This window comes from Pseudomonas sp. 57B-090624 (assembly GCF_003234055.1).
GTDB classification, from domain to species: Bacteria; Pseudomonadota; Gammaproteobacteria; order Pseudomonadales; family Pseudomonadaceae; genus Metapseudomonas; species Metapseudomonas tohonis.
In genome coordinates, this window is record NZ_QKRU01000047.1 from 14,821 (window position 1) to 33,077 (window position 18,257).

Here is an 18,257-nt window from a genome sequence, read left to right on the forward strand (position 1 = left end):
AGCAGCATGGCGAGCGCGGGCCGGTGAGGGCAAAGAAAAAATGCTTGCCGCCAAAAACTACGATCAATATAGTCGTAGATATCGACGGTCGATGTCGCCATCTAGCGCAGCCGTACCCGGCATGCAACTGGCGCCGTCGAGAGCCCGACCCCATTCGAACCGAACACGACCCTTACCTGTTGGAGAAACGAGCATGAAACAGCGCATCCTGATCGTCGGTGCAGGCTTCGGTGGCCTGTGGAGCGCACTCAGCGCCACCCGCCTGCTGGACATCCATGGCCGCACCGATGTCGAGGTCGCCGTCCTCGCGCCCCAGGCCGAGCTGCGTGTCCGCCCGCGCTTCTACGAAGCCGGCGTGCACCGCATGAAGGCGCCCCTGGGCGAGCTGTTCGCAGCCGTCGGCGTGCGCTTCGTCAAGGGGCTGGTGGAGCGCATCGATGTGGCAGGCAAGCGCGTGGCCTACCGCGACGAGCAGGGGGAGGCCTCCGAGCTGGCCTACGACCGCCTGGTCCTGGCCACCGGCAGCAGCGTGGTCCGGCCGAAGATGGCCGGTGTCGAGCACGCCTTCGATGTCGACCAGATCGAAGAAGCCATGCGTCTGGAAGAACACATCCGCGCGCTCGGCTCGCGTCCGGCCACCCGGGCCCGGAACACCGTGGTGGTCGCCGGCGGCGGCTTCACCGGCATCGAGACCGCCACCGAAATGCCGGCCCGCCTGCGCGAGGCCCTGGGCGACGACGCCGAGGTGCAGGTCATCGTGGTCGACCGTGGCAGCCGGATCGGCGCTGCCCTGGGCGATGGGCCGCGTGCGCAGATCATCGAAGCCTCGGAAGCGCTGGGCATCCAATGGTGCCTGGATGCCAGCGTCGCCTCGGTGGATGCCGGCGGCGTGACCCTCGCCGATGGCCGCCGCATCGACGCCGACACCGTGGTCTGGACCGTGGGCGTGCGCGCCAGCTCGCTGACCGAACAGATCCCCGCCGAGCGCGATGCGCAGGGGCGCCTGCACGTGGACCGCAGCCTCAAGGTGATCGGCCAGGACGCGGTCTACGCCACGGGCGACGTTGCCTACGCCGCCTGCGATGACCTGGGCCACTTCGCCCTGATGTCCTGCCAGCACGCCATTGCCCTGGGGCGCTCGGCCGGCAACAACGTCGCTGCCGACCTGCTCGGCGTCGAGCCCATTCCCTACAGCCAGCCCAAGTACGTCACCTGCCTGGACCTCGGTGCCTGGGGCGCCGTGTACACCGAAGGCTGGGATCGCCAGGTCAAGCTGGAGCGCGAGGAAGGCAAGCAGCTCAAGACCCAGATCAACAGCGTGTGGATCTACCCGCCGGCGGCCGACCGTGTCGAAGCGCTGGCCGCTGCGGACCCGCTGATCCCGGTCGTCGCGTAAACCGGGACGTCACCCCAGGCCCCGCCGGTCGCAGGACCGGCGGGGTTTTTTGCATGGGTGGGTTGCGCGAGGCTCACGAAACACCGCCCGACCCATCCGTATGCACACCCGCAGGATGGGTAGAGCGAAGCGAACCCCATGCGGTTGCATGCCCGCACCGTGCAAACAGGCGACGCTTCGCGGATGAATCCGCGCCCACGGCAGGGCCACCCCCAGGCACTGCCCGAGGAGCGGGCTCTACTGGCGATGCGCCCCGCATCAGGCCGGCCGCTGCATCACCACCAGGCGCAGGGCGAGGGCGCCGAACAGGCTGGCCAGACCCCACTTCTGCAGGTTGGCGAAGCGCCCGCGCCCGCCGAGGCGCCGACCCAGGGAGCCGCCGAACAGCCCGAGGCCCACGTGGAAGAGGAAGGCCAGCAGGGTGAGCAGGGCGCCCAGCAGCAGGAGCTGGGCGCTGATCGGGCCGCGCTCCGGCACCACGAACTGCGGCAGGAAGACGATGAAGAACAGCAGCGCCTTGGGGTTGAGCAGGCTGTTGAGGGTGGCGCGTACCAGCACCGTCCGCAGTGCCACCCACTCCACGGCGGAGCCACCGGCAGCAGCGCTGCTGCACAGGATCTTCCAGGCCATCCAGGCGAGGTAGAGCGCACCGGCGAAGCGGATGATGTCGAAGGAGGGCGGCCAGGCCGCCACCAGGCCGGTGATGCCGGCGGCGGTGAGCAGGGTCAGGATCGCATCCGCCAGGCTGATCCCCAGCGCCGCGGCGACACCACCACGCCACCCATGTGAAACCCCGTGGCTGATGACGAACGCCATGTTCGGCCCTGGCGAAACCAGCAGCAGCGCGACGGCGCAGGTGAAGAGCACGAAGGTGTCGAGGTCGGGCATGGCAGCGGTCCAGGGCGATGCCGCAGGGCGCGGTCGGTAGCGGAACACTACCCGGCCGTCGCCCTCGTCACCCGCTACAGCTGCACTGTTTTTTCGTGGAACACACGGCCTCAGGGGAGGGTGAGCGCCGGCGAGGTGGTCAGCGTCAGGCTCTGCAGCGTACAGCCGCCCAAGGGCTGGCTGGATGCCGAGAGGCTGTTGCCGGCGTTGCTCCAGCTCGTGGCCAGCACCGTGGCACCGGTGCCACAGGTGATGGTGCCGATCCTGATGCTCATGCCGGAGAAGTTCACGGCCGTTGCGCTGGTCGGCTGCCAGCCCCAGGGCAGGCCCTGCACGGCGACGGTCGAGCAGATCGGGTTGGCGCCGCCGATGGTGGCGGCGTTCAGCTGCGCCACACCGCCGTTGGCCAGGCCATGGACCGTGAGGGTGCAGGTCGCGGCGGGCAGCGCCGGGTTGTACTTGACGGTCAGCGGCCCGGTGGCGGTGAAGAGCCCCCAGGGGGTGAAGGCGGAGGAGGCCAGGGACCAGATGCCCAGGCCGAGCAGGGCCAGTATCTTCAGGGCGGTTCCGTAGGGATTCATCGTGTCGTTCCTTGCTTCGGAGTGCGGTCGCCCGGTGGCTGTCCTTGGCGCGGGGCGGTAGGGGCAGGCTAGACGCCATGGCTCGCCCGCCCCAGCCAGCCAAAGGATGGCGTGGAAAAGGCAGCAGCGGCGCCGTGGGAAGAAGCTACCCAGCGTGCACCCTGCATGGCCGCTCGACGCGCCCCGGTCACCTCTCTAATATGCAACCATTCGCTTGGATATCCGGACCTCGCCTTGACCCCTGCCCACGACCCCGCCGCCGGTTCCACCGCCTCGACGGCCGACCGAATCCTGCTGCTGGTGAAGACCCGCGGCCCGCTGTCCACCGCCACCCTGGCCCAGGTGCTGGAAATGACGCCCGAGGCAGCGCGCCAGCAGGTGCAGAAGCTGGTGGCGGCCGGGCTGCTGGCCGGGCGCCAGGAGCCGGTTTCCGGTGCGGGGCGGCCACGGCAGGCCTGGGTGCTCACCGACGCCGGCTATGCCCGTTTCCCCGATACCCATGCGCAGCTCACGGTGCAGCTGATCGCTTCGGTGCGCCAGCTGTTCGGCGAGGAGGGGCTCGACCGGCTGATCTGCCAGCGCGAGGCCGAATCGCGTGCGGTCTATCGCCAGGCCTGTGGCGACCGCGACCTGCCGCAACGCCTGGAACGACTGGCCGAGGTGCGCTCGGCCGAGGGCTACATGGCGCGGGTCGAGCGCGATGGCGACGACTGGCTGCTGATCGAGGACCACTGCCCGATCTGCGTGGCGGCACAGGCCTGCCAGGGCTTCTGCCGCTCCGAGCTGCAGCTGTTCCAGGAAATCATCGGCGACGAGGCCCGGGTGGTCCGCGAGCAGCACCTGCTGGCCAATGCATCGCGCTGCGTGTACCGCATCAGCCCGCGCTGATCACCACCCGGATCGGCATGTGCGCACCGGGCCCCGCCTTGCGGGCTCAGTCCACGGTGCGCCAGCGTTTGCGCGCGTACTGGTAGGCGGCCAGGTCGGCATAGCCGAGCCGTTCGGCGATTTCCCCACGGCCCAGGCCCTGCAACTCCAGGTGCTGCTCCAGCTCGGCACGCACCAGATCGAGCAATTGGCGGAAGGTCAGCCCTTGTTCCTCCAGGCGCCGGCGCAGGGTGCGCGGGCTCTGGTGCAGGGCCTCGGCCTGGTTCTCCAGGCTCGGCGTCTGGCCCCGCGCCAGGCAGTGGCGCACGCCATCGGCGACCTTGGCGGCCCAGCCGCTGAACTGGCGCTGGCGGGCCAGCCGGCGGTCCAGTTCGCTGGTGAGCAGGTCGAACATGCCCGGGTTGTGCCCGAGCATGGGCAAGGCCAGGGTGGGCGGGTCGAGATACAGGCGGTTGTGCTCGCAGCCGAAGCGGATGTCGTCGCCGAACCAGGTGCGGTACTGGGCATGGTAGGCGGGCCGCGGGAAGCTGAAGCAGGCACGGGCCGGCCGCACTTCGATGCCGGTGCCCCGGCGCAGCTGGGTCAGGGCCATCACGTCGTAATGTTCGATCACATGGCGGGCCAGGCGCTCGGGCGCGTCGATGCGCAGCTCCACCGCCAGGCCCTCGCTGTCCTCCACCAGCGCCAGGCTCTCCATGTCCGAGGCCAGGGGCGCGTAGCGCGCCCAGCAGGACACGGCCTGGGCGACATCCACGCAGTACAGGCACAGCTGGGTGAGCACATGCAGGTCACGGGGCGTGAACTGGGCGAACAGGTGCAGGCCGATGGCCGGATCATGGCGGGCCGCCGCCGCCCATAGCTGTTCCAGCTCCGCGAGCTGATAGTCACGTCGGGCACCAGGGGTCCTCGCATCGAGGTAGCGCTCCAGCACCTGGCCCATGGCTCCGCGATGGAAGCGGCGGACCGGCGACTTGGCCCCGATTCGGGTATTTCTGTCCTCTTCTCGCATAGGGCGCGGTCGTGTCCTGGTTTCTGATGGCGGTGCAATGCCCCTGTCGGGCCGGAACGAGATTGCCATGAATACAACAACGCTCGCCAACAACCCCACGCTGATCGTCGCTGCCATCTTCCTCGGATTCATCCTGCTGGAGGTGGCCTGTGCCTGCTTCCGCCAACCCCAGGGCCGGCGCCGTGACGCCTTGATCGAGATCATCGGCTCCAGCCTGCTGCTGGGCTTCACCTTCCCCCTGGTGATGACCGCCAGCGCCTGGCTGCTGGACCAGGTCGCGCCGGAGGCGAAGGGCAGCCTCGCCGGCCTGCCCTGGCTCGCCGGGTTCGCGCTGTTCCTGGTGTTCGACGATCTCACCCAGTACGCGTGGCACCGCCTGGCACACCGCGTACCGCTGCTCTACGCGCTGCACCGTGCGCATCATTCGGCGCCCTACATGAGCATCCGCATCGTCTACCGCAACAACAGCTTCTACTACCTGCTGATGCCGGGCCTGTGGTTGAGCGGCATGCTGATCCACATGGGGCTGGCGCAGGTCTACTACCTCTACCTGATCCTCAAGATGTGCGTGATCTTCGGGGCCCATAGCAGCGTGCCCTGGGACGACCGGCTGTACCGCATCCGCACGTTGCGCCCGCTGATGTGGCTGCTGGAACGCACCGTTTCCACGCCGTCCACCCATTCGGCCCATCACGGCCTGAGCGCCGAAGACGGCGTGACCCACTACAAGGGCAACTACGGCAACCTGCTGTTCTTCTGGGACGTGCTGTTCGGCACCGCGAAGATCACCCGTCGCCGTCCGGAGCGCTATGGCATCGAGCACCTGCGACCTGTCAGCTGGCAGCACGAGCTGTTCTGGCCGCTGGTGCGCGAACGGGCGCCGGTGCCGCAAGTGCGGGAAACCGTCGAGGACGCGGACAAGGTCGCCGGTTGACTGCCCTGCGGGGCGTCGCCCAGGACAGCGCGAGCTCCCGCCGGAGCTTCAGCTCACCAGGTAGATGTCGGCGGGGTGCCAGGCGCATGCGAGCGGATGCTTCGCGGGCCTGCCCCGCGTATCATCCGCCGATCCCGAGCCCGGCCCCCTGCCGGTTCTGCCAATGCCCCGGAGCCCACATGGACAAGCTGCTGGCCCTGAAGATGTTCGTCGCCGCCGTGGACGCCAAGGGCTTCTCGGCGGCCGCGCGAGGCCTCGGGCTGGCCACCTCCTCGGTGACACGCATGGTCGATGCACTGGAGCAGGAGCTGGGCACGGTGCTGCTGAATCGCTCGACCCGCCAGGTGACGGTCACCGAGGCCGGCGCCGCCTACTACCAGAGCGCGCGCCAGGTGCTGGAATACCTGGCCGAGGCCGACGCCTCGGTGATGGACGGCGGCGAGGAGCCCAGCGGGCCGCTGCGGGTCTCTGTGCCCACCGCCTTCGGCCGGCGCATGATCTCGCCGCACATCGGCGGGCTCCTGGCGCGTCACCCGCGCCTGGAGCTGGACATCACCCTCACCGACGAAATCGTCGATCTGCTTGGCGAACGGGTCGACCTGTCGATCCGCCTCGGGGCGGCCGCGCCCATGGACGGCGTGGTGGCCAGGACCCTCGGCGAGTTCCGTCGCCATGTGGTGGCAAGCCCCGCCTACCTCGCAGAGCGGGGCACCCCGGCGCAGCCGCTGGAACTGGCCGAGCACGACTGCCTGCGCTTCAACTACGGCGCCGCGCGTCAGGTCTGGACCTTCCAGGGGCCCGAGGGCGAAGTCCGCGTGCCGGTGCGTGGGCGGCTGCGCAGCAACAACATCGAGGTGCTGCGCGAGGTGGCGCTGGCCGGGTCGGCGGTGGCACTGCTGCCGGACTGGCTGGTGGACGACGACATCGCCGCGGGCCGCCTGCTGTCGCTGTTCCCGGGGCAGCGGATCAACGCGGACGACACCCGCTCGCTGATCACCGCGCTCTACCTGCCGAGCCACCGTGCCTCGCGGCGGGTCGCGGCCTTCATTGCGTTCGTCGGCGGCCTGCTCTGAGGCACCTGGCATTGCGCAAAAGGCAAAGCCGCTTTGCGCAGCGAACGGATTCCCCCGGGCGGTGCTGTTGCCCAGGATAGGCGCCACGAACCGTTCCACCCCGAGGACCCTCCGATGACCCCTTCCAGCCATTCCGCGCCCCAGGCGATCAGCCGTGGCCTGGTGCTGCTCTTCGCCATCTGCTGCGGCGCCATCGTCGCGAACATCTACTACGCCCAGCCGATCATCGAGCTGATCGCGCCCGATGTCGGCATCTCCACCCACGGCGCCAGCCTGATCGTCTCCCTGACCCAGGTCGGCTACGCCCTCGGCCTGTTCTTCCTGGTGCCCCTGGCGGACCTTTTGGAGAACCGCCGGCTGATGATCGCCACCATCGGCGTCACCTTCGCCAGCCTCGTGGGCATGGCGCTGACCCATGCCCCCGGCCCGCTGCTGCTGGTGTCGGCGCTGATCGGCTTCAGCTCGGTCTCGGTGCAGATGCTGATCCCCCTGGCCGCGCACCTGGCGCCGGAGGAGTCCCGGGGCCGAGTGGTCGGCGGGATCATGGGCGGGCTGCTGCTGGGCATCCTCCTGGCACGGCCGCTGTCGAGCGTCGTGGCCGACCACTTCGGCTGGCGTGCGGTATTCTTCGGCGCCGCCGGGCTGATGCTGGTGATCGCCGGGGTGGTGGCCGTGGCGCTGCCCAGCCGGCAACCCGATCACCGCGCCAGCTACGGGCAACTGCTGGCCTCGCTCTGGCACCTGTTCCGTCGCGAGCCGGTGCTGCGCCAGCGTTCGCTGTACCAGGCGCTGATGTTCGGCACCTTCAGCCTGTTCTGGACCGCGGTGCCGCTGGAGCTGTCACGCAACCACGGGCTGTCCCAGTCGCAGATCGCGCTGTTCGCCCTGGTCGGCGCCATCGGGGCCATCGCCGCGCCCATCGCCGGGCGCCTGGCGGATGCGGGCCATACCCGCAGCATGTCGCGTCTCGCCATGCTGCTGGCCATCCTCAGCTTCCTGCCCGCGCTGTTCGGCCTGCCGTGGGGCGTGGTGGGGCTGGCACTGACCGGCGTGCTGCTGGACTTCGCGGTGCAGATGAACATGGTCCTCGGCCAGCGCGAGGTCTACGCCCTGGATGCCGCCAGCCGTGGCCGCCTCAACGCGCTGTACATGACCAGCATCTTCATCGGCGGCGCCGTCGGCTCCTCCATCGCCAGCCTGCTGTTCGAGCAGGCTGGCTGGCAGGCCGTCGCCCTGGTGGGCGCCGCGCTGCCGCTGCTGGCCCTGGTCGCCTTCGGCCTGCATGCCCGCCAGGGCGCACGGGGTGAAGCCCAGGTGGGGTAACGGGGTGTAGGGGCGAATTCTATTGGCTCTGTCTGCGTTAAGTGTTGTTAGAGGACTTGACCCCAGCTGATTGCCGAGCTTTGTTGAGGCTTTTCGTTTCGCCCACCCGGGCGAGCCCCTTTTCCAATCGCTGGAACGCCAGCCCGGTGAAAAGGAACCAGAAAACTCGCCCCTCCATACTGGTCTGGCTAAAGCCAGACCTCCCTCGCTCCATCGTCGTTACTCGCTACGCTCGCCCTTCGGGCCGCACTGAAGTGCGTTCACCGCAAGCGGCGTCCAGGGGCCCGCCGCGAAGGGCCATCCCTGGCCCATCGCGGCTCTCGCGACATCCATGTCGCTCAACCCCTGAAACGACGATTCGCTCGGCCTCCTGGGAAGGGGCGTTGGCGGCTGCCCCGACTTTCCCCACTCGGATCCTCACATCGATATGCGCACCAACCCAGCGAGCAGCTAGCGGCGGCTTTCGTAGGATGGCGTAGAGCGAAGCGAAACCCATGCGGTGGAGGTGGCAGAAACCCCTGGGCGCCCGGAACGCACTGTGCTTGAGAGCTCGCCTTAAACCACAACAGCTAACGCAGACAGAGCCGATTCATTCGCCCGGCAGGCCGCAGGGCTGCCATGGCTCGGTGCCCCCGGTAGCGCCGCCTGGTGGATGAGAAAAGCGCCATCCACCCTACGCACCGGTCGGCTACGTGGTTGCGGATAGCGCCCTTGCAGGAGCGGCTTCAGCCGCGAAAGGCCCGCCGCCGGCACCGGGCCGGGAGTGGGTGCAATCGATTTCGCTGATATCCACTAGTGACCGATTGCGTTTCCCGGGGCGCGGCGGCGACGCGAAACTGGCCCCGTCGAATCACTCACCCATCCCCCAGGAGAACCCATCATGAGCCGCTACTTCACCGCCACCCTGCTTGCCGCCGTCGTTGCCAGCAGCGCTTTCAGCGTCAGCGCCGCCGACCACCACGGCGCGATCGAGCGCGCCTTCAAGGATGCCGCCAGCGACCGTGCCTCCGCCGCCCAAGCCCAGGTCGACCGTGGCAACAGCAGCGAAGAGCAACGCAAGGGCCTGCCGCGCTGGTGGCACTGACCCCGGCCGGTTCGCACCGATGTGAAAGGGCGCCCTGAGGCGCCCTTTGTCGTTTCCGCGGTTCGCTGCCGGCTTCAGCTGGCGGTGCGCACCGCCGGGCGGATGTGGTACGCCTCGGTGAAGGCCTGGGCGGAGATGGGGCGGGAGAACAGGAAGCCCTGGCCCTCGCCGCAGCGTTCCAGCTTGAGCCGGGCCCGCTGGGCATCGGTTTCGATGCCCTCGGCGATGGTTTCCAGATCGAAGCTGCGGGCCATGTCGAGGATGGCGCGGACCACCGAGGCGTCGCGGCGGGACTCCAGCATGCCCTGGACGAAGGAACGATCGATCTTGATCCGGCTCAGCGGGTAGGTCTTGAGCAGGATCAGCGAGGCGTAGCCCGTGCCGAAGTCGTCGAAGGCGATGCCCACGCCATGGGCACGCAGGCGCTGCAGGGTCTCCAGCACGATGTCGTCGTTGTCCAGCACGATGTTCTCGGTGACCTCCAGCTCCAGCGCCTCGGGTGGCAGGCCATAGCGGGCCAGGGTCTCCAGCACCTCGGTCACCAGGTCGCCGACGCGGAACTGGGCGCTGAACAGGTTCACCCCCATGCGCATGTCCTCGGCGCCGTTGTTGCGCCAGAAGGCCAGCTGCGCGCAGGCCTCGTCCAGGACCCAGTTGCCCACCCGGGCGGCCAGGGTGCCGCGCTCCAGGGCCGGGAGAAAGTCCTCGGGCGCCAGCAGCCCGCGCTCGGGGTGCTGCCAGCGGATCAGTGCCTCGGCACCCCGCAGGGAGCCATCGCCGAGCCGCACCTGGGGCTGGTAGAACAGCACGAACTCGCCGTTCTCCACCGCCCTGTGCAGCTCCATGGCGTGCAGGTGGCGGCTCACCGCCTCCAGGCGCAGTTCGGGGGTGAAGGCGGCGACCTGGCTGCGGCCGTTGCCCTTGGCCTTGAACAGCGCGAGGTCGGCGTCGCCCACCAGCTCCAGGGCTTCCAGGGCGTGCAGCGGTGCCAGGGCCAGGCCGCAACTGGCGGCCACGCGCACTTCGTGGCCGTCCACCTGGATCGGGCGGGCGATGGTGCCGATGGCCTCCTGGGCCGCCCGCAGCGCGGTCTCGGGCTCGGTGATGCCGGTGAGCAGCAGGGCGAACTCGTCGCCGCCGATGCGCGCCACCAGGTCGTCGGGGCCCGCCAGGGCGGCCAGGCGGAGCGCGACCTCCCGCAGGATGCCATCGCCGATCAGGTGGCCCAGGGTGTCGTTCACGTCCTTGAAGCCGTCCAGGTCGATCATCAGTACCGTCACCGGTCGTGCCGCCAGCAGCGCCTGTTCCGCGCGGCGGTAGAAGCAGCCGCGATTGGCCAGCCCGGTGAGGGCGTCGAAGGTGGCCAGGCGCCGCAGCTCGGCCTCTTCCTGCTGGCGCTGGCTGTCGTCGGTGAGCACCGCCTCGAAGCGCGGATAGCCTTTCTCGCTCCAGGAGGACAACGACATGCCCAGGTCGAATTCGCTGCCGTCCTTGTGCAGGCCCTTGAGCGTGGTCGGCGTGTTCGGGTCGGCCAGGTAGCCGGCGGTCACGGCGCGGCGGATCAGCGCCAGGAAGGGCGGGCGCTCGGCCACCGCCAGCAGGGCTTCCACCGGCAACCCGACGCCTTCCTCGACGGCGTAGCCCAGCAGGCTGGCGGCGGCGGGGTTCCAGGCGAGGACGTGGCCGCGGTGGTCGAACCAGAGCACCGGGGTCTGCGATTGCCCCGCGTAGGTGTCGAAGGCCGGGCGCTTGCGACCGGCACTCACCTCGATGCGGTGCAGCTCCAGGCGGTCGGTGGCCATGCGCGCGAGCTCTCGCAGACGCTCGCGGTCGTCGTCCGAGAAGTCCGGGTGGGGCTGGTCGTCGATGACGCACAGCGCGCCCAGCGGCAGGCCCTCGGCGGAGAGCAGCGGCACCCCGGCGTAGAAACGCAGGTGGGTGGGGCCGACCACCAGCGGGTTGTCGTGGAAGCGCTCGTCGTGGCTGGCGTCGGGCACCACCATCACCTGGTCCTGGGTGATGGCGTGGGCGCAGAAGGACACGTCGCGGCGCATGTCGACCTTGCCGACACCGGTGCTGGCGGCGAAGAACACGTGGTCGCTGCCGATCATGTTCACCGCGGCCAGCGGCATGTCGAACATCCGTGCGGCGATACGCACCACCGGGTCGAGGCTGGAGACCACGCGTTCGTCGTCGAGGCCGTAGTCGGCGAGGGCACGCAGGCGTTCGGCTTCGTTCGGCAACTGCGAGGGACAGCGCATGGCAACCTCCTGTCGATGATCACTCCCTGTCGCAACGCCCTAAGGATAGATGGGCGGTGCCTTGCGCCAGCCCCGGGTGGCCGCGAGCGGACGGACGGCTGCGAGCGCCGCCGGCTTCAGGCCCCGGGCGGGGGTTCGCGCAGCTTGGCCAGGCGCCGATGGATCAGCATCAGCGCGAGGGAAGTGCCCTGGCGCAGCGGTGCGTCCAGGCGGCCGGAGAACATCGGCGGCGGGTCGATGGCACCGCCGGCTTCCAGTTGCCGTGCGATGCGCTCCAGTTCGAAGATGCCGTCGCCTTCGCCCGGACCGGCCTCGCGGGCCCGGGCGATGGCCTCGTCGAGCCGCTGGGCGAGGTCTTGCGGCGCAGCCGTGTCGATGAGGGCTCTGGCCATCTTCAGGCCGGCGAGGTGGGTGTGATCGGGCGTCTTCTGCATGGCGCTTCCTTAGGGGGTCAGGAAGGTAGACCGTTACGCGGATGGGTTGCTCAAGGAATTTGACGTGCCGGCGCGCTGCAAGAACGTACAAGACGCCCCGGTCGCCGGCGGGCGAGGCTGTCGCCCCCACACACGCCGCGCGAGCCTCCCATGCCCCTGCATATCCAGACCCCGCTGATCCATTCCCGCCCCCTGAGCCTGGCCGCCGGCACCGAGGTGTGGCTGAAGCTGGAGGCCCTGCAGCCGGCGGGCTCGTTCAAGCTGCGTGGCATCGGCGCCGCCTGCGAGTTCCATGCGCGTCGGGGCACGCGGCGCTTCATCTCGTCCTCCGGCGGCAACGCGGGCATCGCCGTGGCGTTCGCCGGCCGTTGCCTGTCGATCCCGGTGACGGTGGTGGTGCCGGAAACCACCACCGGACGGGCCAGGGCGCTGATCCGCCAGGAGGGCGCCGAGGTGATCGTCCACGGCAAGGCCTGGCACGAGGCCAATGCCCTGGCGCAATCGATGCTGGGCGAGGCGGACGCCTTCATCCACCCCTTCGATGACCCGCTGCTGTGGCAAGGCCACGCGACCCTGGTGGACGAGGTGGCCGCCAGCGGCTGGCGCCCCGACGCGGTGCTGCTCTCGGTGGGCGGCGGCGGGCTGTTCAGCGGCGTGGTGGAAGGCTTGCAGCGCAACGGCTGGGGCACGGTGCCGGTGATCACCGCCGAAACCGCGGGCGCGGCGTCCTTCGCCGGGGCGCTGGAGGCCGGCCGGCGTATCGAGCTGGAGCGCATCGACAGCGTGGCCACTTCCCTCGGCGCCAGGCAGGTGTGCGAGCGTGCCTTCGAACTGGGGCGCAGCCACCCGGTGCGGGCCCGGGTGGTCAGCGACCGCGCAGCGCTGCAGGCCTGCGAGCGCTTCCTCGAGGACCAGCGCCTTCTCGTCGAGCCGGCCTGTGGCGCGGCGCTGGCCCTGGCCTATGCGGGGGACGAGGCGTTGCGGGGCTTCGAGCGGGTGATGGTGGTGGTGTGCGGCGGGGTGACCGCCAGCCTGGAGCAGATCAGCGCCTGGAAGGCCGCCCAGCCGGAAGACTGAGCGGCCGGGCGCTCACTTGACGCCCTGGTCCTCGATGCGGTCGGTGTCGAACAGGGTTTCCAGCTCGGCGCGTGCCTCGCGGGCGGTCTGCATCATGGCGGCGGCATCGCCATGCACCTTGTGCTGGGCGGCCAGCACCTCCTCGTCGTGGCGCTGGAAGCGGCGGATGCGCGCGTTGGCCTGTTCCTCGTCCAGGCCCATGCCGAGCAGCACCTGGCGGCTCATCTCCAGGCTGGAGTGGAAGGTTTCGCGCACCGGCTGGGCGCCGAGGTCGAGCAACTGGTGCACGTGCTGGCGGTCACGGGCGCGGGAGATGACCTTGAGGTGCGGATAGAGGCGGCGCACCAGCTCGGTGGTCTTCAGGTTGGTCACCGGGTCGTCGGTGGCGATGATGAAGAACTCGGCCTTGTCGACCTTGGCCGCGCGGAGGATCTCCGGGCGCAGCGGATCGCCATAGAAGATCGGCATGCGGCCCAGGCTGCGGGACAGCTCGATGGTCTCCACCGAGGTGTCCAGGGCCAGGAACGGCACGCGCTGGGCGCGCAGCACACGGGCGACGATCTGGCCCATGCGGCCGGTGCCGGCGATCACCACCCGAGGCGAGTCGCTGTCGATCCGCTCGTACTCCGGCGGTACGTTCACCGGCGCTGGCCGGGCCCTGGCCAGGCGGTTGATGGCCAGGATCAGCAGCGGCGTCAGCGCCATGGACAGGGTGATGGCCAGCACCAGGAAACCGTGCAGGCGGGCCTCGAACAGGCCCTGGTCGCGGGCCATCTTGAACACCACGAAGGCGAATTCACCCCCGGCGGCCAGGACCACACCCAGGCGCAGCGCGCTATGCCGGGTGAGCCCGCCGGCGCTGCGGCCGAGCAGGTAGAGCACCGGGAACTTGAGGGCGATCAGCAGCGCCGTGAGGCCCAGCACCAGCAGCGGCTGGCCCAGCAGCAGGCTGAGGTCGGCACTCATGCCCACGCTGATGAAGAACAGCCCCAGCAGCAGGCCCTTGAACGGCTCGATCTGGGCTTCCAGCTCGTGGCGGTATTCCGAGTCCGCCAGCAGCAGGCCGGCGAGGAAGGCACCGAGGGCCATGGATACGCCGGCCAGCTCCATCAGCCAGGCGGTGCCGATCACCACCAGCAGCGCAGTGGCGGTGGACACCTCCTGCAAGCCGGTGCGCGCCACCACGCGGAACACCGGGCGCAGCAGGAAGCGGCCACCGATGACCACCAGGCCGATGCTGCCGACCACTTCGGCGAGGTGGGCCAGCTGGCCGTCGTCGTCGCGGGCGGCAGTGGCACCGCTGAGCAGCGGGATCAGGGCGATCAGCGGGATGGCCGCGATGTCCTGGAACAGCAGGATGGCGAAGGCCAGGCGGCCGTGGGGGCTGGTCAGCTCCTTGCGTTCGGCGAGGATCTGCAGGCCGAAGGCGGTGGAGGACAGCGCCAGGCCCAGGCCGAGCACCACGGCGCTCTGCCAGGTGCTGGCGACGGCCAGGTAGGCGATGCCGGCGATCAGCGCGCCGGTGAGCAGCACCTGGGCCAGGCCGACGCCGAACACCGAGCGGCGCATGACCCAGAGGCGCCGGGGCGAGAGCTCCAGGCCGATGATGAACAGCAGCAGCACCACGCCCAGCTCGGACAGGTGGCTGACGCTCTGCGGGTCGCTGACCAGGCGCAGGACGGAGGGGCCGATCAGCACGCCGGCCAGCAGGTAGCCGAGCACGGCACCCAGTTGCAGGCGCTTGGCCAGAGGCACGGCAAGGACGGCGGCGAGCAGGAAGACCACGGCGACCTGCAACGAGCTGCCTTCATGGGGCATGGGAGTTTCCTTGGGCTGACTTGCGAAAGATCCGACGGAGCGGCAGAGGGCGCAAGGATAGGGGGTGCGGGCCGCCGCTGTCACGGAGCGGCCCTGTGTCCGGTTGGCGCGGTGCCTGCGCGGGGCGCGAAAATCCTGGCCCCCGCCCGGCGGGCGGCTATCCTGCTGCGGTCCCGGACAAGGAGCCCACTGCCATGAACGTGCTACGCCTGGTGGCCAACTTCGCCACCCCCGATCCCGCCGCGCTGGCGGACTTCTATCGCCGCCTGCTGGGCCTCGACCTGGTGATGGACCATGGCTGGATCCTCACCCTGGCGTCCCCGGAGGCGGTGCGCATGCGCCCGCAATTGAGCCTGGCCAGCGAAGGCGGCTCGGGTACGCCGGTGCCGGACCTGTCCGTCGAGGTGGACGACGTGGCAGAGGCTCATCGACGTGCCCTGGCGTTGGCGGCTGAGATCGTCCACCCGCTGACCGACGAGCCCTGGGGCGTGCGACGCTTCTTCGTGCGCGACCCGGCGGGGCGGGTGCTGAATGTGCTGGAGCACCTGTAGCGGGAACCGCGTTTGCACGGATGCGGGGGCTCGGGTGGGGGCAGTGCTCCCGGGCTGCAGCTGTGCTACATCCGGGCTGCGCGTCCCGGCGTGATCGCTCTACAATCGGCCCCCCACTGCACGCGCCAGGCAACCATGACAGGCACCGTCGTCGAGAAAGGCACCATTTCCGTCCAGCTGGTCCGCGAGGCTTTGCAGGAGCTGCGTGCCCGTGGCCTCGACGCGCAGCCGCTGCTGCTGCACGCCGGGATCGCCGCCGAGGCGCTGGAGCGGCCTTATGGGCGGGTCTCCACGCAGCAGTACGCGCGTCTCTGGCTGCGCCTGGCCGAATGCATGGACGATGAATTCTTCGGCATGAACCCGAGGCGCATGAAGTCCGGCAGCTTCGCCTTCATGGCCCGCGCGGCCTTGAAGGAGGCCTGCCTGGGGGATGCGCTGGAAGGCATTCTCGGCTTCCTCGGCCTGGTGTTCGACGGCCTCTCGCCGCGCCTGGTGCGCCAGGGCGGGATGGCGGAGATCGTGCTGGAGGAGGGGCCGGGCGAGGCCCAGCGCGCCTTCGCCTACTTCACCCTGTGGATGATCGTCCACGGCCTGGCCTGCTGGCTGGCCGGGCGGCGCATTGCCATCCTCGCCATCGACCTGCGTTGCCCGGCGCCCGAGTACATCGAGGACTACCGGGTGATGTTCAGCGACAACCTGCGCTTCGCCCGGCCGCGCACGCGCCTGCTGTTCAATGCCGATTGCCTGGAGCTGCCTATGCGCCGCAGCGAGCGCGAGCTCAAGCGCTTCCTCGGTGGCGCGCCGGCCAACATCCTGGTGCGCTACCGCGACCCGCAGAGCCTGGCGGCGCGCATCCGCGCCTACCTGCGCAGCCTGCGCCCCGAGCGCTGGCCGGACCTGGAGGCGCTGTCCAGCCACTTCTACATGGCGCCTTCGACCCTGCGCCGCAAGCTGGCGCTGGAGGACCAGTCCTACCAGGCGCTCAAGGACCAGGTCCGCCGTGACCTGGCCATCGCCAGGCTGGACAGCGGCGAGGGCAACTTCGCCGAACTGGCCTTCGAGCTGGGCTTCGCCGACGCCAGCGCCTTCTACAAGGCCTTCCGCAAATGGACCGGCACCACGCCGGGGCAGTACCGCGAGCTGATGCACCCGGGCCCGCCGCCGACCTGAGCTGGCCAGTGGCCGTTGTCAAAATCGCTCGCCCAGGTTGGCGCCATTCGACATTGCCGGCGGGCAAGGCCGGTCCGAAGATTCCGCCCACTACAAGAACGAAGCGGAGTCACCGTCCATGCGCGACTACCACGAGGCTGCACGCCGGTTCGACCTGGCCGAGGCGTTCGCCGCCACCCTGGCGGGCACGCCGGAGGCCCTCAACGCCTGTATCGAATGCTGTGACCGCCACGCCGAACCGGGGCGCGTGGCACTGGTCTGGGAAGGCCGTGACGGCCGTCGCGAGGACTGGACCTTCGCCCGCCTGAAGGAAGCCAGCGCCCGCTTCGCCCACCACCTGCGCGAACGGGGCATCGGCCCGGGGGATTGCGTCTCCGGCCTGCTGCCGCGTACCCCGGAGCTGCTGGTCACCATCCTCGGCACCTGGCGCGTCGGCGCCGTCTACCAGCCGCTGTTCACCGCCTTCGGGCCCAAGGCCATCGAGCACCGCCTGCAATGCGGCCAGTCGCGCCTGGTGGTGGTGGACACCGCCAACCGCGCCAAGCTGGACGAAGTGGCGCAGGTGCCGGCGATCCTCACCGTCGGTGCCGTGGAGGAGGGCGGTTGCGCCTTCTGGAAGGCCCTCGAACGCCAGGACACTGACTTCGAGCCGGTCATGCGCCGCGCCGAAGACCCCTTCCTGCTGATGTGCACCTCCGGCACCACCGGGCTGCCCAAGGCCCTGCAGGTGCCGCTGCGGGCCATCCTCGCCTTCGTCGGCTACATGCGCGACGCGGTGGGCCTGCGCGAGGACGACCGTTTCTGGAACCTGGCCGACCCCGGCTGGGCCTATGGCCTCTACTACGCCGTGACCGGGCCGTTGGCCATGGGCCACGCCACCACCTTCTTCGAGGGCGGCTTCAGCGTCGAGAGCACCTGCCGGATCATCCGCGAGCTGGGCATCACCAACCTGGCCGGCTCGCCCACCGCCTTCCGCCTGCTGCTGGCGGCGAAGGAGGAGGTGGAGCCGGAGCTCAAGGGCCGGCTGCGCGCGGTGAGCAGTGCCGGCGAGCCCCTGACCCCGGAGGTGATCCGCTGGTTCGCCGAGGGCCTGGGCGCCCCCATCCACGACCATTACGGCCAGACCGAGCTGGGCATGGTGCTGTGCAATCACCACGAGCTGGCGCACCCGGTGCGCATCGGCGCCGCCGGCTTCGCCGTGCCCGGGCACCGCGTGGTGGTGCTGGACGACGCCCAGCGCGAACTGCCGGCGGGGCAGCCGGGCATCCTCGCCATCGACCGCGCCCGCTCGCCGCTGTTCTGGTTCCCCGGTTACCTGGGCGGTACTACCAGGGCCTTCGTCGGCGACTACTACCTGAGTGGCGACACCGTGGAGCTGAGCGCCGATGGCAGCATCGCCTTCGTCGGCCGCTCGGACGATGTGATCACCACCTCCGGCTACCGGGTCGGCCCCTTCGACGTGGAAAGCGCGCTGATCGAGCACCCGGCGGTGGTCGAGGCCGCGGTGATCGGCAAGCCGTGCCCGGAGCGCACCGAGCTGGTCAAGGCCTTCGTGGTGCTCAAGCCCGGCCACGCCGGGGACGCTTCCCTGGCCGATGCGCTGCAACAACACGTGCGCAAGCGGCTGTCCGCCCATGCCTACCCGCGCGAGATCGAATTCGTCGCGGAACTGCCCAAGACACCCAGCGGCAAGATCCAGCGTTTTCTCCTGCGCAACCAGGAGATCGCCAGCGCCCAGGCGCGTGCCGCCCACCCATGACCCAGGAGCGA

The 18,257-nt window shown here is 69.8% G+C and carries 16 protein-coding genes; 10 read left to right on the forward strand and 6 right to left on the reverse strand.

From position 1 onward, the window contains the following. Window positions 1–193: 193 nt before the first annotated feature. A complete protein-coding gene (locus DMX10_RS21095) occupies window positions 194–1,396 on the forward strand; it encodes an NAD(P)/FAD-dependent oxidoreductase (protein WP_111262903.1) in 1,203 nt (400 codons plus the stop codon). Window positions 1,397–1,654: 258 nt separating this feature from the next. On the opposite strand, the gene DMX10_RS21100 is transcribed toward DMX10_RS21095, so the two are convergent. Next, complete coding sequence (locus tag DMX10_RS21100) at window positions 1,655–2,284, reverse strand: LysE family translocator (RefSeq protein WP_111262904.1); 630 nt, start codon at window positions 2,282–2,284, stop codon at window positions 1,655–1,657. 110 nt (window positions 2,285–2,394) lie between these two features. Then, complete coding sequence (locus DMX10_RS21105) at window positions 2,395–2,865, reverse strand: hypothetical protein (protein ID WP_111262905.1); 471 nt, start codon at window positions 2,863–2,865, stop codon at window positions 2,395–2,397. Between the two features lie 234 nt (window positions 2,866–3,099). Between DMX10_RS21105 and DMX10_RS21110 the strand changes: the two genes are divergently transcribed. After that, window positions 3,100–3,753: a metalloregulator ArsR/SmtB family transcription factor gene (locus tag DMX10_RS21110; RefSeq protein ID WP_111262906.1), complete on the forward strand. Its 654-nt coding sequence runs from the start codon at window positions 3,100–3,102 to the stop codon at window positions 3,751–3,753. Window positions 3,754–3,799: 46 nt separating this feature from the next. Here DMX10_RS21110 and DMX10_RS21115 read toward each other — a convergent pair whose 3' ends face one another. Next, window positions 3,800–4,762 (reverse strand): AraC family transcriptional regulator ligand-binding domain-containing protein, encoded by a 963-nt coding sequence (locus tag DMX10_RS21115; RefSeq protein ID WP_111262907.1) that lies wholly within the window; start codon window positions 4,760–4,762, stop codon window positions 3,800–3,802. A 67-nt stretch (window positions 4,763–4,829) separates the two neighbouring features. Between DMX10_RS21115 and DMX10_RS21120 the strand changes: the two genes are divergently transcribed. From DMX10_RS21120 to DMX10_RS21135, 4 genes are all read left to right on the forward strand, one after another. Continuing rightward, window positions 4,830–5,696, forward strand: coding sequence for a sterol desaturase family protein (locus tag DMX10_RS21120; protein ID WP_111262908.1), 867 nt, complete (start codon window positions 4,830–4,832; stop codon window positions 5,694–5,696). A gap of 179 nt (window positions 5,697–5,875) precedes the next feature. Then, window positions 5,876–6,769 (forward strand): LysR family transcriptional regulator, encoded by an 894-nt coding sequence (locus DMX10_RS21125; RefSeq protein WP_111262909.1) that lies wholly within the window; start codon window positions 5,876–5,878, stop codon window positions 6,767–6,769. Window positions 6,770–6,883: 114 nt separating this feature from the next. Then, on the forward strand, window positions 6,884–8,092 hold the full coding sequence (locus DMX10_RS21130) for an MFS transporter (protein WP_111262910.1): 1,209 nt from the start codon (window positions 6,884–6,886) through the stop codon (window positions 8,090–8,092). A gap of 880 nt (window positions 8,093–8,972) precedes the next feature. Next, window positions 8,973–9,176, forward strand: a complete 204-nt coding sequence (locus DMX10_RS21135; protein WP_111262911.1) for a hypothetical protein — start codon at window positions 8,973–8,975, stop codon at window positions 9,174–9,176. Between the two features lie 74 nt (window positions 9,177–9,250). Here the strand turns inward: DMX10_RS21135 and DMX10_RS21140 are convergent, their stop codons facing one another. Then, window positions 9,251–11,437: a bifunctional diguanylate cyclase/phosphodiesterase gene (locus DMX10_RS21140; protein ID WP_111262912.1), complete on the reverse strand. Its 2,187-nt coding sequence runs from the start codon at window positions 11,435–11,437 to the stop codon at window positions 9,251–9,253. Between the two features lie 116 nt (window positions 11,438–11,553). After that, the gene (locus DMX10_RS21145; protein ID WP_111262913.1) at window positions 11,554–11,871 is read right to left on the reverse strand and encodes a hypothetical protein; all 318 of its coding nucleotides are present in this window, start codon (window positions 11,869–11,871) and stop codon (window positions 11,554–11,556) included. Window positions 11,872–12,021: 150 nt separating this feature from the next. On the opposite strand from DMX10_RS21145, the gene DMX10_RS21150 reads away from it, so the two are divergent. Next, window positions 12,022–12,948: a pyridoxal-phosphate dependent enzyme gene (locus DMX10_RS21150; protein WP_111262914.1), complete on the forward strand. Its 927-nt coding sequence runs from the start codon at window positions 12,022–12,024 to the stop codon at window positions 12,946–12,948. Window positions 12,949–12,960: 12 nt separating this feature from the next. On the opposite strand, the gene DMX10_RS21155 is transcribed toward DMX10_RS21150, so the two are convergent. Then, the gene (locus tag DMX10_RS21155; protein ID WP_111262915.1) at window positions 12,961–14,766 is read right to left on the reverse strand and encodes a monovalent cation:proton antiporter-2 (CPA2) family protein; all 1,806 of its coding nucleotides are present in this window, start codon (window positions 14,764–14,766) and stop codon (window positions 12,961–12,963) included. A 194-nt stretch (window positions 14,767–14,960) separates the two neighbouring features. On the opposite strand from DMX10_RS21155, the gene DMX10_RS21160 reads away from it, so the two are divergent. The 3 genes from DMX10_RS21160 to DMX10_RS21170 all read left to right on the forward strand — a co-directional run bounded on the left by DMX10_RS21160 (window position 14,961) and on the right by DMX10_RS21170 (window position 18,246). Beyond that, window positions 14,961–15,317, forward strand: a complete 357-nt coding sequence (locus DMX10_RS21160) for a VOC family protein (RefSeq protein WP_111262916.1) — start codon at window positions 14,961–14,963, stop codon at window positions 15,315–15,317. Between the two features lie 135 nt (window positions 15,318–15,452). Continuing rightward, on the forward strand, window positions 15,453–16,487 hold the full coding sequence (locus DMX10_RS21165) for an AraC family transcriptional regulator (protein WP_111262917.1): 1,035 nt from the start codon (window positions 15,453–15,455) through the stop codon (window positions 16,485–16,487). 118 nt (window positions 16,488–16,605) lie between these two features. Then, window positions 16,606–18,246, forward strand: a complete 1,641-nt coding sequence (locus DMX10_RS21170; protein ID WP_111262918.1) for an AMP-binding protein — start codon at window positions 16,606–16,608, stop codon at window positions 18,244–18,246. Window positions 18,247–18,257: the final 11 nt, after the last annotated feature.